Source organism: Streptomyces candidus (assembly GCF_014207445.1).
GTDB classification, from domain to species: domain Bacteria; phylum Actinomycetota; class Actinomycetes; order Streptomycetales; family Streptomycetaceae; genus Streptomyces; species Streptomyces candidus.
Genome location: NZ_JACHEM010000004.1, coordinates 435,861 through 449,345, shown reverse-complemented (window position 1 = coordinate 449,345; position 13,485 = coordinate 435,861). Strand labels below are relative to the sequence as shown.

General features: G+C 70.7%; 13 protein-coding genes. 6 read left to right on the top strand and 7 right to left on the bottom strand.

All coding sequences use genetic code 11. From position 1 onward, the window contains the following. Positions 1-43: 43 nt before the first annotated feature. Positions 44-943: an aminoglycoside phosphotransferase family protein gene (locus HNQ79_RS10760; RefSeq protein ID WP_229923515.1), complete on the bottom strand. Its 900-nt coding sequence runs from the start codon at positions 941-943 to the stop codon at positions 44-46. A gap of 231 nt (positions 944-1,174) precedes the next feature. Between HNQ79_RS10760 and HNQ79_RS10755 the strand changes: the two genes are divergently transcribed. From HNQ79_RS10755 to HNQ79_RS10745, 3 genes are all read left to right on the top strand, one after another. Continuing rightward, complete coding sequence (locus HNQ79_RS10755) at positions 1,175-1,639, top strand: helix-turn-helix domain-containing protein (protein ID WP_185029439.1); 465 nt, start codon at positions 1,175-1,177, stop codon at positions 1,637-1,639. A 23-nt stretch (positions 1,640-1,662) separates the two neighbouring features. After that, entirely contained in the window at positions 1,663-2,301 is a 639-nt protein-coding gene (locus HNQ79_RS10750) for a hypothetical protein (RefSeq protein ID WP_185029437.1), read from the top strand. A 194-nt stretch (positions 2,302-2,495) separates the two neighbouring features. Continuing rightward, a complete protein-coding gene (locus HNQ79_RS10745) occupies positions 2,496-2,837 on the top strand; it encodes a DUF2516 family protein (protein ID WP_185029435.1) in 342 nt (113 codons plus the stop codon). Here the strand turns inward: HNQ79_RS10745 and HNQ79_RS10740 are convergent. The 3 genes from HNQ79_RS10740 to HNQ79_RS10730 form a co-directional block, all read right to left on the bottom strand. After that, complete coding sequence (locus tag HNQ79_RS10740; protein WP_185029433.1) at positions 2,819-4,261, bottom strand: PP2C family protein-serine/threonine phosphatase; 1,443 nt, start codon at positions 4,259-4,261, stop codon at positions 2,819-2,821. The genes HNQ79_RS10745 and HNQ79_RS10740 overlap by 19 nt on opposite strands. Positions 4,262-4,781: 520 nt before the next feature. After that, positions 4,782-5,867, bottom strand: a complete 1,086-nt coding sequence (locus tag HNQ79_RS10735; protein ID WP_229923516.1) for a C40 family peptidase — start codon at positions 5,865-5,867, stop codon at positions 4,782-4,784. 301 nt (positions 5,868-6,168) lie between these two features. Beyond that, the gene (locus HNQ79_RS10730; protein WP_185029429.1) at positions 6,169-7,017 is read right to left on the bottom strand and encodes a class I SAM-dependent methyltransferase; all 849 of its coding nucleotides are present in this window, start codon (positions 7,015-7,017) and stop codon (positions 6,169-6,171) included. Positions 7,018-7,220: 203 nt separating this feature from the next. Between HNQ79_RS10730 and mshA the strand changes: the two genes are divergently transcribed. Further along, positions 7,221-8,612: a D-inositol-3-phosphate glycosyltransferase gene (mshA, locus tag HNQ79_RS10725; protein WP_185029427.1), complete on the top strand. Its 1,392-nt coding sequence runs from the start codon at positions 7,221-7,223 to the stop codon at positions 8,610-8,612. Further along, a complete protein-coding gene (locus HNQ79_RS10720; RefSeq protein ID WP_185029425.1) occupies positions 8,605-9,111 on the top strand; it encodes a type III secretion system chaperone family protein in 507 nt (168 codons plus the stop codon). Before mshA ends, HNQ79_RS10720 begins: the two co-directional genes overlap by 8 nt. A 9-nt stretch (positions 9,112-9,120) precedes the next feature. On the opposite strand, the gene HNQ79_RS10715 is transcribed toward HNQ79_RS10720, so the two are convergent. Further along, on the bottom strand, positions 9,121-10,395 hold the full coding sequence (locus tag HNQ79_RS10715; protein ID WP_185029423.1) for an MDR family MFS transporter: 1,275 nt from the start codon (positions 10,393-10,395) through the stop codon (positions 9,121-9,123). 190 nt (positions 10,396-10,585) lie between these two features. Here HNQ79_RS10715 and HNQ79_RS10710 point away from each other — a divergent pair, with 190 nt between their 5' ends. After that, the gene (locus HNQ79_RS10710; RefSeq protein WP_185029421.1) at positions 10,586-11,347 is read left to right on the top strand and encodes a phosphoglyceromutase; all 762 of its coding nucleotides are present in this window, start codon (positions 10,586-10,588) and stop codon (positions 11,345-11,347) included. Positions 11,348-12,039: 692 nt separating this feature from the next. Here HNQ79_RS10710 and HNQ79_RS10705 read toward each other — a convergent pair. Together HNQ79_RS10705 and HNQ79_RS10700 are read right to left on the bottom strand one after the other, a co-directional pair. Further along, the gene (locus tag HNQ79_RS10705; RefSeq protein ID WP_185029419.1) at positions 12,040-13,284 is read right to left on the bottom strand and encodes a tyrosine-type recombinase/integrase; all 1,245 of its coding nucleotides are present in this window, start codon (positions 13,282-13,284) and stop codon (positions 12,040-12,042) included. After that, positions 13,284-13,484 (bottom strand): helix-turn-helix transcriptional regulator, encoded by a 201-nt coding sequence (locus HNQ79_RS10700; protein WP_014047492.1) that lies wholly within the window; start codon positions 13,482-13,484, stop codon positions 13,284-13,286. Before HNQ79_RS10700 ends, HNQ79_RS10705 begins: the two co-directional genes overlap by 1 nt. Between the last annotated feature and the right edge of the window lies 1 nt (position 13,485).

Genomic DNA, 13,485 nt, shown 5'->3' with positions numbered 1-13,485 from the left:
GGCGGGCACTGTGAGTCGTGCGGGCCGAGGACCGCCTGCTCCGCTATCCGATGAGTGCTTCGTTGATCTGCCGGGTGGTCTGCGCGGCGACCCGATGGTCGGCGGCGGCGTAGGAGGTGTAGGCGTTCAGGCCGGTGGCCATGGCCCAGCCGCGGCCCCGTAGCCAGGTGGCGTCGTCCACACCGAGCGTGTCGCGGAAGGCGGCCCGGCCGGCCGACGTCATGAGGGTGAAGGCGATCATCAGGTCGCACGCCGGGTCGCCGATGCCGAGCCCGCCGAAGTCGATGACGGCGCTGAGGCGGCCGTCGAAGGTCAGCAGGTTGCCCGTGTGGAAGTCACCGTGGAACCAGACCGGGGGGCGATCCCACGCGGGGGCGTCCATGGCGGCGTCCCACAGCCCGGTCATCGCCGTGGCGTCGAAGACGCCGCCGACCTCGGCGATGGCGGACCGCGTCGCGCCGTGCCGCCCGGCCAACGACCAACCGGCGAGCTCTTCGCGGGCAGCGGTGGGCGGAATGCCGGGGGGTGCGCACCGCTGCAGAGCCCTGAGGAAACGAGCCAACTCGACGGCGGCACCGGTGGAGTCGCCCAGTGAGTCGACGGTCGCCACCTCGCCCTCCAGCCAGCGGGACACCGCCCACGGCCACGGGTAGCCGAAGCCGGGCTTCCCCACCGCCGTCGTTACCGGAACGGCCAACGGGAGGTGTGGGGCGAGCCGAGGCAGCCACCGGAACTCCTTCCCGGCCTGCCCGATGGCCCCGGGGTGCCGGGGCAGCCGGACCGCCAGCTCTTCGCCCAGCCGGTGGATCACGTGATCGGAGCCGCCCGGCACGACGGGGCGCAGAGGCAGCCCCGCCCACTGCGGGAACTGGGTGTCCACCAGACGCCTGACGAGTGCGGTATCGATCTCCGGCCGAATGTCCGCGATTCTCGCGGTTGCCAAGGCAGCTCCAGCGGTCGGTCCGCTCCGTGTGGCGGACGGCAGAACCATTGCAGTCTCCCGCCGCCGCGCCTGTCGACCGATTTACCCGATGCGCGCAAGCCGTGGGGCGCGGTGGGGCCGCACAGGAGAACCGGATTTTGCGGGGGTGCCTCCCACTGCCGCGCGTGGCATGCAGCACTTTTGCAAGCATGCGCTTGCAAAAGTTAGCAAGGACGGTGCATCCTCGGAGGCATGGCATCACTGAACGTCGGCAACCTCGGGGAGTACCTGCGCGAACAGCGGCGCAACGCGCAGCTGTCCTTGCGCCAGCTCGCCGATGCCGCCGGGGTGTCCAATCCGTACCTCAGCCAGATCGAACGCGGCCTGCGCAAGCCCAGCGCGGACATCCTCCAGCAGCTCGCGAAAGCGTTGCGGATCTCCGCCGAGACGCTGTACGTGCAGGCCGGAATCCTCGACGAGAAGGAACGGGACGAGCTGGAGACGCGCGCCGTCATCCTGGCCGACCCCTCGCTCAACGAGCGGCAGAAGCAGGTGCTGCTGCAGATCTACGAGTCCTTCCGCAAGGAGAACGCGGCGGAGAGCGCGGCGCAGGCCGTGGCCGACGCCGTGGCCGAGGACGGGGATGTGGCGCCGGGTGCGACAGGCGCCACGGCCACGCGTGACGCCGGCAGTGATGACGTACCACCCTCACAATGACGCGATCCGGGAGGACCACAGTTATGGCCATCAGCGATGACCTGCGAAAGACCCTCGCCGACCCGACCCCCCTCTACTTCGTCGCCGGTACGGCGGACCTCGCCGTCCAGCAGGCCAAGAAGCTGGCCGAAGGGGCGCCGGAGCGCTTCGAGAAGGTCCGCCAGACCGACCCCAAGACCGTTCAGGAGAAGGTGACCTCGCAGGCCAAGGAGGCGCAGGCCACCCTCCAGTCGAAGTTCACCGAGGTCGTCGGCTCCTTCGACACGGATCTGAAGAAGCTGGGCGAGACGGCCCAGGACCTCGCGCTGCGAAGCGTGGGCGTGGCCGCGGAGTACGCGGTCAAGGCCCGTGAGGCGTACGAGAAGGTCGCCGAGCACGGCGAGCAGGCCGTGAAGGGCTGGCGCGGCGAGGCGGCCGAGGAGATCAACGAGATCGCCATCGCCGTCGAGCCCGACCCGGCGCCGAAGCCGGTCGTGGCGACGGAGCCGCTCGTGGCGACAGAGCCGAAGAGCGCGGGGACGAAGTCCGCCGTTGCGGGCACCGACGAGCCGAAGGCCGCCGCGCCCGTGGTGCTGGAGACCAACTCCGAGTCGGCGCAGAAGAAGGCCCCGGCGCGCAAGGCCGCGGCGAAGAAGACCGCTCAGGACACCGAGCAGAAGTAGCGGCTCGGAAGTAGCCACGAGGAGCAACCGAGCGGAAGCAGCCGCCTGATCCGCCGCCCGGAAGCGGCGGATCAGGCGGTTTCGTACGGCCGGACACAACGGGCCGGTTCGTCCCGAGGGCGTCCGGTCCGTCGTTTCGGTACCTTGGGCGAGGCGGTCACGAGGCGGTCAACCCTGATGAGGCGGTGCTCAGTATGTTGCGTTCGGGATTCGATGTCGGGCTGATGATCGTGGTCGACCTGGTGTTCATCGTCACGGCGGTGGCCGCGCTGATCATGGCCGCGACCGCACGGGCCGACGCCTACCGGGCCGCCGACAAGCAGTCCAAGAACTTCTGGCTGATCATCCTCGGCATCACCGTCGTCGTGAACCTGCTTCTGCCGATGCTGTTCCTCCAGATCGCGGGCCTGGTCGCGTCGATCGTGTTCCTGGTGGACGTACGGCCCGCCCTGCGCCAGGTTTCCGGAGGCGGCGGCGGCCGACGCGGCGGGAGCAGCAGTGACGGGCCGTACGGGCCCTACAACGGCGGGCGCTGAGGGCCGGAGGCCCGGAAGGGCGCGGCCGGTCGGGCCGCCCCGGCGTACCTGCTGCGGTCCCGGGTCTCCTCCCGGTCGAGCAGCAGGACCGCCACGTCGTCCGTCAGTTCGCCGCCGTTCAGCTCACGCACCCGGGTCACGGCGGCGTCCAGCAGGTCCTCGCCGCGCAGCCCCTCGGCGAGCTGGCGGTTGATCATCGCGACCATGCCGTCCTGGCCCAGCCTGCCGGGCTCACCCAGGCCGTCGGCGCCGGAGACCCGGCCCTCGATCAGTCCGTCCGTGTACATCAAAAGGCTCCAGGCGCCGCCCAGTTCGACCTGTTGCCGGGGCCAGCGGGCGCGCGTCAGCAGGCCGAGGGCCGGCCCTCCGTCCTCGTACGGCATGAGCCTGGCGATCCGCTGCCCCTGCCGGTCCTGCCGGGCGATCAGCGGGGCCGGGTGACCGGCCAGGCACAGTCCGGCGCGGCGGCCGTCCGGGGCGATGTCGACCGTGCAGAGCGTCGCGAAGATCTCCTCGCTCTCCCGCTCGTGCTCCAGGACGCGCTGGAGCGTGGAGAGCAACTCGTCGCCGCACAGGCCGGCGAACGTCAGCGCCCGCCAGGCGATCCGCAGCTCCACACCGAGGGCCGCCTCGTCCGGGCCATGACCGCAGACGTCGCCGATCATGGCGTGGACCGTGCCGTCCGGGGTGCGGACGGTGTCGTAGAAGTCACCGCCCAGCAGCGCACGGGAGCGGCCGGGGCGGTAGCGGGAGGCGAACCGCAGGTCCGAGCCGTCCAGGAGCGGGGTCGGGAGCAGACCGCGCTCCAGGCGGGCGTTCTCCTGGGCGTGCAGACGGGACTCGGCCAGCTTGTACGAGGCGGTGTCGGCGCGTTTGCGCTCCACCGCGTAGCGAATGGCACGGCTGAGCAGCCGCGCGTCCAGCTCGTCGCGGAACAGGTAGTCCTGCGCACCGGCCCGCACCGCGGCCGCCGCGTGCTCCGCCCGGTCGGGCGGGGTCAGCGCGAGGACGGCCTGGCCCGGGGCCATCCGCAGGACGTCGTGGAGAGCGCCCAGCACGGGGCCCGTGCCCTTCCCGGCGGCCCCGTTGCCGGTTCCGTCGTCGGCGCCCCGGGCGGCGTCCTCCGTGCATTCGGGGCAGTGCCCGCAGCCGGGCAGGGCCAGGTCCAGCAGGATGCAGTGCACGTCGTCGGTGAGCAGCCGCTCGGCCTCGGTGAGGTTGCGGGCGGTGCGGACACGGACCTTGGTGCCGTTCGCGGTGTCGAACAGCGCGGGCACGGCGAACGCGTCCGCCGGGTCGTTCTCGATCACCAGCAGTGTGAGGTCGGTCGGCTGCTGGTGGGGTGCGGCTGTGCTGTGGTGATCGCCGGCCTGACCGCTTTCCACGGCAGACACAACTCTCTGCCGCGGTATGGGTACGGGCATCGGTTCGGTTCCTTCCCTCCCCCCGAGGGCGCGGTGGGACGCCGAGCGACGCCCCGCCAAACGGGGACCTTAGCGGTAGGCGGCGCCGCAACGGAATGGCGTGGCCGCAGCGGACGGGGTCATATGCCGGTGCGTTTCGCCGCCTCCGGCCAGGCATAAGCGGCTCCGGGACGCGCTGCGGCCGCCCCCTCGCCCATGACAAAGATCACGCCGAGCCCACCGTGCCGCCCATGATCACCGGTCCCGGGGCGCCTCCGTGCGCCCGTCGGCCGACCGCTGGGCTCACACGCCCCTCCGCCCGCGCCATCCCGTACGTCCCCGTCCGCCCGCCCCCGCGGCCGGACGGCCTCCTGCCGCGCACGTCCCCCGAGCCCGCCGCCTCCCGCGCTCGCACGGTCCCCGCAGCCGTACGACGCCTGCCGCACGCCCACCGTGCCTGCCGCCTCCCGCGCCCGCCCGGTCCCGCGGACCCGCGCTCCCGTACGCCTCCCGAGCCCGTACACCCCCCGTCCCCGCCCCCCTACCGCGCCCGCACGACCCCCAATATCGGCATGGACCCCGCCCCTGCCACTGTCACACTCCGTCCCGGCCTCGGCGCGTGCACCATCTTTCCGTCCCCGATGTACATCGCCACGTGGCTCGCGTCCGCGAAGTAGATGATCAGGTCGCCGGGCCGGATGTCCGCCATCCTCACCTTGGGCAGCAGTCGCCACTGCTCCTGCGACGTGCGCGGGATGTCGTGCCCTGCGGCTGCCCACGCCTGCTGGGTGAGCCCTGAGCAGTCGAAGGCGTCAGGGCCCTCCGCGCCCCAGACGTACGGTGCCCCTATCTGCGCCGTCGCGTACCCGACCGCGCGTCTGCCCTGCTCCGTCGCCCCTGCCCCGCCGCCGTTCTTCAGGGCGCCGGAGTCCAGCCAGGATCTCTGCGCGCGGTACTGCTCGTCGCGCTCCAGCTCCAGCAGCCTGGCCCGCTCGCCGGTCTCCAGGCGGGCCTCCAGCTTCTCGGCCGCGTCGATCTGCTTCTCTATCTCCTTCTGCGCCTTCTCCTTGCGCTTGCGGTTGGCCTCCAGCTTCTTCCACTCACCGCTCGCGTCCTGGGAGTACGTCCGCAAGTCCTCCTGCGCGCGGGTCAGTTCGTCCAGCATCCCCTTGACGGCCTGCTGCCCCTGCTGCATCCGGCCCGCGCCGCGCAGGAACAGGTCGGGGTCGCCGCTCATCATCAGCCGCGCGCTCTGCGGCACGCCGCCCGTCCGGTACTGGGCGCGTGCCTGGGCGCCGATGCGGTCCTTCAGCTTCTCGATCCTCTGCTCACCGGCGACGATCTGCCGGGCCAGCTTCGCGATCTCGCCGGACTGGGTCTGCGCCTGGTCCTCGGCGAGGTTGTACGCGTCGGTGGCGACCGCCGCCTTCCGGTACAGACCGTCTATCTCTCTGCGCACCTCGTCCAGGCTCTTCCTGGAGCCGGAGCCGGAGCCGGAGCCAGGCGGTGGCGGCGGCGGATCCGCGTACGCCTGCCCCGGCAGCACCAGCACGCTCAGCGCGCAGACCAGCGCTATGGCGGTCGTGACGCTTCGGCCACGGTGACGACTGATAAGGCGTCGGTTCACGAGCTCCCCCCGGAACGAATCAGAATCCGATGGGCCGTCAACGGCCCGGTGATGCCGGCCGGCCCCCGCTGGTGCCGGTGCGATGCCGCCGCGCCCGCCGCGAAAGCGACAGACACGGAAACAACGACCACTCACCACCCCCGGGAACCTTCCGGCCCTTCCCTCCACACCCGTCCGACGAACGAGATCCCCTTCCCGTTCCCCGGATTGCACCCCGCCCGTGAAAGTCCCGCGTTGTTCACCGGTAGGTGGTCCTCCGTCACCGGTACGAGGCGTTCCGCCACCGGTACGGGGCATTCCCTCACCGGTACGAGATGTTCCGCGGTGCCAGCGCCTCCCAGCGCACCGTCACCTCGCCCTGCCGCCAGCGCCGCTCCCCGTCCGCCGCCGCGTGCCCGGTGGGGGAGTGCGGCCCGGTCACCGGCCAGTCCGCGGAAAGATCCCGCACCGCCCTGATCCACCGCTGCCGCGCTCCCAGTGAGGCGAACGGGGCCGCCGCGGCCCACGCCCGGTCGAAGTCCCGCAGGAAGGCGTGCACCGGTTCGCCGGGCACGTTCCGGTGGATCAGCGCCTTGGGGAGCCGTTCGGCCAGGTCCGAGGGGCGGTCCAGGGAGCCCAGCCGGGTCGCGAAGGTGACCGTGCGCGGGCCCTCCGGCCCCAGCGCCACCCATACGTGCCGCCGTCCGATCTCGTCGCAGGTCCCCTCCACCAGCAGCCCGCCCGGCGCCAGTCTGTCCCGCAGCCGTTCCCACACGGCGGCCACCTGGTCCTCGTCGTACTGCCGCAGGACGTTCGCCGCGCGGATCAGCGCCGGCCGCCGTCCGCCGTCCAGCGGCACCTCGAAGCCCCCGTGCCGGAAGGTCAGCCCCTCCCGCTCGTACGGTTTCGCGCCCGTCACGCGTACGGGCTCGATCTCGATGCCGACCACCTCGACGGTGGGCGCGGCGGTCCGCAGCCTTCCGAGCAGCTCGACCGCCGTCCAGGGGGCGGCCCCGTAGCCCAGGTCGACGGCCACGGCTCCGGGTGTGCGCAGCAGGGCCGGGCCGTGTGCGGCGGCGATCCAGCGGTCCATGCGACGCAGCCGGTTCGGGTTCGTGGTCCCGCGGGTGACTGCGCCGACAGGGCGCGCGGGGGACGTGCGGGAGGCCATGCACCGAGCGTAAGCGGGCGGAGCGGGCGGAAAACGCAACGCAATGATTTGGCAAAGTGGAAATGGTATGGGGAATTCCGCTGTTCTTCCCCTTCGGAAGGGCCGTACAGCCCCCTCTGAGGTGTGCCCACCGGCAGGCGCCTCCGTCCCGCAGATGTTCCCGCCCAGCAGAAGTCCCCGCACAGTCGAGGAGGACCGTCGACGTGAGCCAGTACGTCTCCCGACTCACCGGCACACTGGCCGCGGCGGCCACCCCCCGGCTGCGCCTCCCGGGCAGTGCCCCGCGCAAGCCGCGCCGGATCGCCATGCTCAGCGTGCACACCTCGCCGCTGCACCAGCCCGGCACCGGCGACGCGGGCGGCATGAACGTCTACATCGTCGAGCTGGCCAAGCGTCTCGCCGCGATCAACATAGAGGTGGAGATATTCACCCGGGCCACCACCGGCGGCCTTCCCGCCCGCGTGGAGCTGGCGCCCGGGGTTCTCGTACGGCACGTCGACGCGGGCCCGTACGAAGGGCTCGCCAAGGAGGAGCTGCCCGCCCAGCTCTGTGCCTTCACGCACGGCGTGATGCAGGCCTGGGCCGGCCAGCGCCCCGGCTACTACGACCTCGTGCACTCGCACTACTGGCTCTCCGGGCACGTCGGCTGGCTCGCCGCACAGCGCTGGGGCGTCCCCCTCGTCCACGCCATGCACACCATGGCCAAGGTCAAGAACGCCTCCCTCGCCGAGGGCGACACCCCCGAGCCCGCCGCCCGCGTCATCGGTGAGACCCAGATCGTCCGGGCGGCCGACCGCCTCATCGCGAACACCGCCGAGGAGGCCGACGAACTGGTCCGCTTCTACGAGGCCGACCCGGGCAACGTCGCCGTCGTGCACCCCGGCGTCAACCTGGACCGTTTCCGCCCCTCGCCCAAGGACACCGGCACGCTCCGCCCGGGGGGCGCCCCCTCCGGACGCGCCGCCGCCCGAGCCCGCCTCGGCCTCCCGCAGGACGCCTTCATTCCGCTGTTCGCCGGCCGCATCCAGCCCCTCAAGGCTCCCGACGTCCTGCTCCGCGCGGTCGCCGTCCTCCTCGCCGAGGACCCCTCGCTGCGCACCAAGCTGGTCGTGCCGGTCGTCGGCGGCCCCAGCGGCAGCGGCATGGCCAAGCCGGAGAAGCTCCAGAAACTGGCCGCCCGGCTCGGCATCGCCGACGTGGTCCGCTTCCGGCCACCGGTCGGCCAGGACCGCCTCGCCGACTGGTTCCGCGCCGCATCCGTCCTCGTCATGCCGTCGTACAGCGAGTCCTTCGGCCTCGTCGCGATCGAGGCGCAGGCGACCGGCACCCCGGTCGTCGCCGCCGCCGTCGGCGGTCTGCCCGTGGCCGTACGGGACGGGCGCACCGGCTTCCTCGTCGAGGGCCACGACCCGGCCGCGTACGCCCGCGTCCTGCGCCGTTTCGTCGACCGTCCCGCACTCGTCGACTCCATGGGCGAGGCGGCCGCCCGGCACGCGCAGGCCTTCGGCTGGGACACCGCCGCGTCCGCGACCGCGGACGTCTACACCGCGGCGATGTACGAACACCGACGTCACGTACGCTCGCACCATGGCTGACACTGCGCGCACTGCCGACGCACGGGGCATCCTCGAAGCGGCCCTCAACGAGGCCGAGCTGAAGTGGGAGAGCCCCGCGCCGGGCTCCTACGCCGTCACACTCCCCGGCACCCGCAAGCTCTCCACGACGGTGTCGCTCATCGTCGGACAGCACTCGCTCTCCCTGAACGCCTTCGTGATCCGCCACCCCGACGAGAACCACGAGGCCGTCCACCGCTGGCTGCTGGAACGCAACCTGCGCCTGTACGGGGTGGGTTACGCGATCGACCCGCTCGGCGACGTCTACCTCGCCGGGAAGCTCCCGCTCACCGCCGTCACCCCCGACGAGATCGACCGCCTCCTCGGCTCGGTCCTCGAAGCCGCCGACGGAAGTTTCAACACCCTCCTGGAACTGGGCTTCGCCACCGCCATCCGCAAGGAGTACGACTGGCGGGTCTCCCGCGGCGAGTCCACCCGCAACCTGGACGCCTTCGCCCACCTGACGAAGCCGCGCGACTGACCCGGGCGTTCACGCGGCGGGGGTGACCTCCGAGGCCTTCGCCGCGTCCTCCTGACGTACCGCCGCCGCCACCGCCCGAGGCTCCTCCGGCAGCCCCCGCATCAGCACCCAGTACCCGGCCGCCGCCACCATCCCGATCACCGCGCAGCCGCCCCACAGCCACTCGCTGCCGAAGCGGTCGATCACGTACCCGCCCAGCAGCGGCGCCACCAGTGCCGCCACGGCCCACGACATCGTGTACATGCCCTGGTACCGGCCGCGCCCGTGCACCGGCGACAGCCGCACCACCAGACCGGTCTGGACGGGCGAGTTGACGATCTCGGCCAGCGTCCACACGCACACCGTCAGGACGTACACCCCCAGCGACCCGGCGAACGCGGTCAGCCCGAAGCCGTACCCCGCGAGCAGCGAGGAGACCACCAGCAGCCGTCTGGGGTCCCGGTGCGCGATGAAGCGGGTGACCGGGATCTGGAGCGCCACGATCAGCACACCGTTGACCGCGATGGCCGTACCGAAGTCGGAGCTGGAGAACCCGTCCGTACCCATCGCCACCGGCAGTGCCACGTACCCCTGCTGGAAGATCAGTGCCACCAGGAACGAGAGACCCACCACGCTCATGAAGCGCCCGTCGCGCAGCACCGTCCCGAGGCCCACGCCCGCCTCGTCGGCCTTCTCCGCCACCGTCCGCTCGGGCCGCGACTCCGGCAGCTTCACGAAGACGACGATCGCGCAGCCCAGTGTCATCACCGCCTCGATGAGGAAGCCGGCGCGGTAGCTGTACTCGGCGAGGAACCCGGCCCCGGTCGACGAGATCGCGAACCCCAGGTTGATCGCCCAGTAGTTGAGACTGAACGCCCGCACCCGGTCCTCGGGTTTCACGATGTCCGCCATCATCGCCTGCACCGCGGGCCGGGAGGCGTTGCTCGCCATACCGACCAGGAACGCGACGGCCGCGATGGCCAGCGGGTGCTCCATGAACCCCAGCAGCGCCACCGACAGGGCGGTCGACACCTGCGCGGCCAGCATCGTGGGCCGCCGCCCCAGCCGGTCCGCCATCACGCCCGCGCCGAGCGAGGAGACCACTCCGCCCAGCCCGTGCAGCGCCGCCACCAGCCCGGCGTACGTCGCGGAATAGCCGCGGTCCAGCGTCAGGTACAGCGCCATGAAGGTGGCGACGAACGCCCCCAGCCGGTTGACCAGCGTGCTTGTCCACAGCCACCAGAACTCCCGGGGGAGCCCCGAGACGCTCTCGCGCACGGCGCGGCTCAGTCCTGTCGCGAACATGCGGATCCCCCGGAGGTGTGTGCGTGGCTGGTGTAAGCGGCTTGCCAGATGTCCGGAACTTACGAAGCGGATGCACGGGCCCGCTACTCAATTGACGCCGACCGTCAATCCACCGCACCGCGCCCCCGCGTGCCCGCCCTCGCCCGCGTACGCGCGCGAGGCACACCGGATGTCCATTACGCTCGTACGCATGGCCGACGCACCGTACAAGCTGATCCTCCTCCGCCACGGCGAGAGCGAATGGAACGCGAAGAACCTGTTCACCGGCTGGGTGGACGTCAACCTCACCGAGAAGGGCGAGAAGGAGGCCGTACGGGGCGGTGAGCTGCTCACGGCCGCCGGTCTCCTCCCGGACGTCCTGCACACCTCGCTCCAGAAGCGCGCCATCCGCACCGCCCAGCTCGCACTGGAGTCCGCGGACCGCCACTGGATCCCGGTGCACCGCAGCTGGCGCCTGAACGAGCGCCACTACGGCGCCCTCCAGGGCAAGGACAAGGCGCAGACCCTCGCCGAGTTCGGCGAGGAGCAGTTCATGCTGTGGCGCCGCTCGTACGACACCCCGCCGCCGGTCCTCGAAGACGGCACGGAGTTCTCGCAGTCGGACGACCCCCGCTACGCCACGATCCCCTCGGAGCTGCGACCCCGCACCGAGTGCCTCAAGGACGTCGTCGAGCGCATGCTGCCGTACTGGTACGACGGCATCGTCCCCGACCTCCTCGACGGCAGGACCGTCCTGGTCGCCGCGCACGGCAACAGCCTCCGCGGCCTGGTCAAGCACCTCGACGGCATCTCCGACGAGGACATCTCCGGCCTGAACATCCCGACCGGCATCCCGCTCTACTACGAGCTCGACGCCGACTTCCACCCCGTCACCAAGGGCGGCAAGTACCTCGACCCGGACGCGGCAGCCGCGGCCATCGAGGCGGTCAAGAACCAGGGCAAGAAGAAGTAAGCAGAGCTGAAGAAGCCCCCCACCTGCGGGTTCTCCGCGCGGTGGGGGGCTTTTTGGTGCGCTGGGCCGTCTGTGGGCCGTCAGGTGTGACGCCGCCAGCGACGAACGCGGATGTCGAAGATGATCAATAGAGCCACTGGCACGGCTACCTCAGTAGGAGCTTCGGCCCATAGGGCGAGCGCGCCCCCCGCTGCCCCGATGAGCGCGATGGGTAAATCGCGAGGGCCGATTTCGACCGTGACGCCTGTGCGTGAGACCATACATACTCCAACTCTGTGAGGTTCCCTGATCAAGGTGATTCCCTGGCAGAACGGAAGCGAAAGCCGCCCCTGGCCGGGCGGCTTTCGTGCTGAGGAGACTTTCTCATGTTGGCTCCAATGTGCCAAATGCGCAGGTGGAAGTCGACGACCTGGTCAAGGGGTGTAGTTATGCATGCATAACTAGCTCACGCCGAGAAAGTTTGCAGAAACCTTCCTGCTTTCTTCCGTGTGAACGCTTTGTCTACACGAACGCACTGGTGGGCGGCCTGCCCTGGGTCCAGGTGAGGGTAGGTCATACGGGGCTCCTTATTCGGGACGGAATATTCTCTCCTCCACAAGAGGAGATTTCACTCGTGAAATGGGAAGCCGGATAACGGTTCATCCATGGAAGGAACGCGCCGTCCATGGATGAACGTCATGAGAGATCTGCGATCACCGATGGTTATCGGCTATAACTGCTTGAAAGACGGCGGAGACTGCGTTCCTCGTTCGCTCCTGACTTGACGGCATCAGGTGCGCGTACACCCGCAGCGTCAGGCCGGGGTCCGAGTGGCCGAGGTATTCGGCGAGCGCCTTGATGTTCTCGCCAGCGTCCAGGAGCACCGACGCGTAGAAGTGCCGCATGGCGTGCATGCCGTTCTCGCGTGACTCGGCGTGGGACGTGCCGGCTGCCGGGACCGGGATGACTCCGGCCGAGGCCAGCGCCGGTTTCCACGCCTCCTCGTTGAGCGAGGTTCGCCATACGTGACTGCCGCGCGGTGCCGTGAAGATGAGCCGCTTGGTCACCGGGGGTCCGCCCGCGACCTTCCACGGCAGCGTGCTCTCAACCGGCGGGAACCGCTTCATGTGCGCCCTCAGCGCGTCGGCGACAGGGCCGGGGAGCGGTACGTCCCGTAGCTTGCCGCCCTTCGGCGGGGCGAAGACGGGCTTGCTGCGGCTCAGCTTGAGCTGCTGGACGACGTGCAGCGTGTCCGAGCGGAAGTCGATCGCGTCCACCGCGACGCCCAGCATCTCGCCTTGCCGGAGGCCGCAGCCGCCGCCGAGGTCGACCATCGCCTGATACCGGTCGGGCATGCCCGCGCGCACGGCGAAGAGCCGTTCCGGCGTCCAGGGCATGACGCGCTTCGCGTCCACCGTCGGCGGCCGGACCGAGCGGGCAGCGCAAGGGTTCCGGGGGAGGTGTCCGTCGTCCACGGCCGCGCTCAGCGCCGCCCGCACGTTGGAGTAGATCGTCCGGGCGTACGAGCCACGGACACCGTTCGCCTGGAGCTGCTGCACCCAGTCGCGGATGTGCGCCGGCTGGAACGAACCGAGCGGGCGCGTGCCGAGGTACGGGAACGCGTGCAGCCAGAGTTGCGACTCCATCGAGGCTTGCGTGTTGGGGTCGGCCCCCTGTGTGGACACCCAGCCCTCCGCGTACTGCTGGAAGGTGGTCCGGGCGGCGCGAGGATCGATGTACTGACCCCGCGCCATGTCCGTCTCGATGTGGGCCAGCCACTGTTCGGCGAGCCGTTTCTGCCGATCCTGGAAGCTCTTGGACTTCTCCCTGCCGTCCGGGCCGATGTAACGAGCGCGGTAGCGCAGCCCGGACCCGTGGCGTTCCGACTTCACCTTGCGCGGCTTGCCGTCCGGTCCGACCTCGGTCGTGAACCAGCGGTCCTGGATGTGTCCGGCCATCAGGCAGCCACCTCGCCCCGGCGGGAGTCGACCCAGGCCCGTACGTCGTCCGGATCGAAGCGGAGGTGCCGGCCGACACGGAAGCCGCGGGGGCCGGTCCGCTTCCGGCGCCACTGGTAGACCGTCTCGACGCTGGGCAGCTCGAACATCTCGACCAGGTCGTCAGGCGTCAGATAACGGCTCGGCAGGGGGAGCGCCATG

Excerpts from the sequence above, each read along its gene's own strand:
- HNQ79_RS10755 (WP_185029439.1), top strand. The coding sequence starts at position 1,175 with ATGGCATCACTGAACGTCGGCAACCTCGGGGAGTACCTGCGCGAACAG.
- HNQ79_RS10750 (WP_185029437.1), top strand. The coding sequence starts at position 1,663 with ATGGCCATCAGCGATGACCTGCGAAAGACCCTCGCCGACCCGACCCCC.
- HNQ79_RS10745 (WP_185029435.1), top strand. The coding sequence starts at position 2,496 with ATGTTGCGTTCGGGATTCGATGTCGGGCTGATGATCGTGGTCGACCTG.
- HNQ79_RS10740 (WP_185029433.1), bottom strand. The coding sequence starts at position 4,261 with ATGCCCGTACCCATACCGCGGCAGAGAGTTGTGTCTGCCGTGGAAAGC.
- HNQ79_RS10730 (WP_185029429.1), bottom strand. The coding sequence starts at position 7,017 with ATGGCCTCCCGCACGTCCCCCGCGCGCCCTGTCGGCGCAGTCACCCGC.
- HNQ79_RS10720 (WP_185029425.1), top strand. The coding sequence starts at position 8,605 with ATGGCTGACACTGCGCGCACTGCCGACGCACGGGGCATCCTCGAAGCG.
- HNQ79_RS10715 (WP_185029423.1), bottom strand. The coding sequence starts at position 10,395 with ATGTTCGCGACAGGACTGAGCCGCGCCGTGCGCGAGAGCGTCTCGGGG.
- HNQ79_RS10710 (WP_185029421.1), top strand. The coding sequence starts at position 10,586 with ATGGCCGACGCACCGTACAAGCTGATCCTCCTCCGCCACGGCGAGAGC.
- HNQ79_RS10705 (WP_185029419.1), bottom strand. The coding sequence starts at position 13,284 with ATGGCCGGACACATCCAGGACCGCTGGTTCACGACCGAGGTCGGACCG.
- HNQ79_RS10700 (WP_014047492.1), bottom strand. The coding sequence starts at position 13,484 with ATGGCGCTCCCCCTGCCGAGCCGTTATCTGACGCCTGACGACCTGGTC.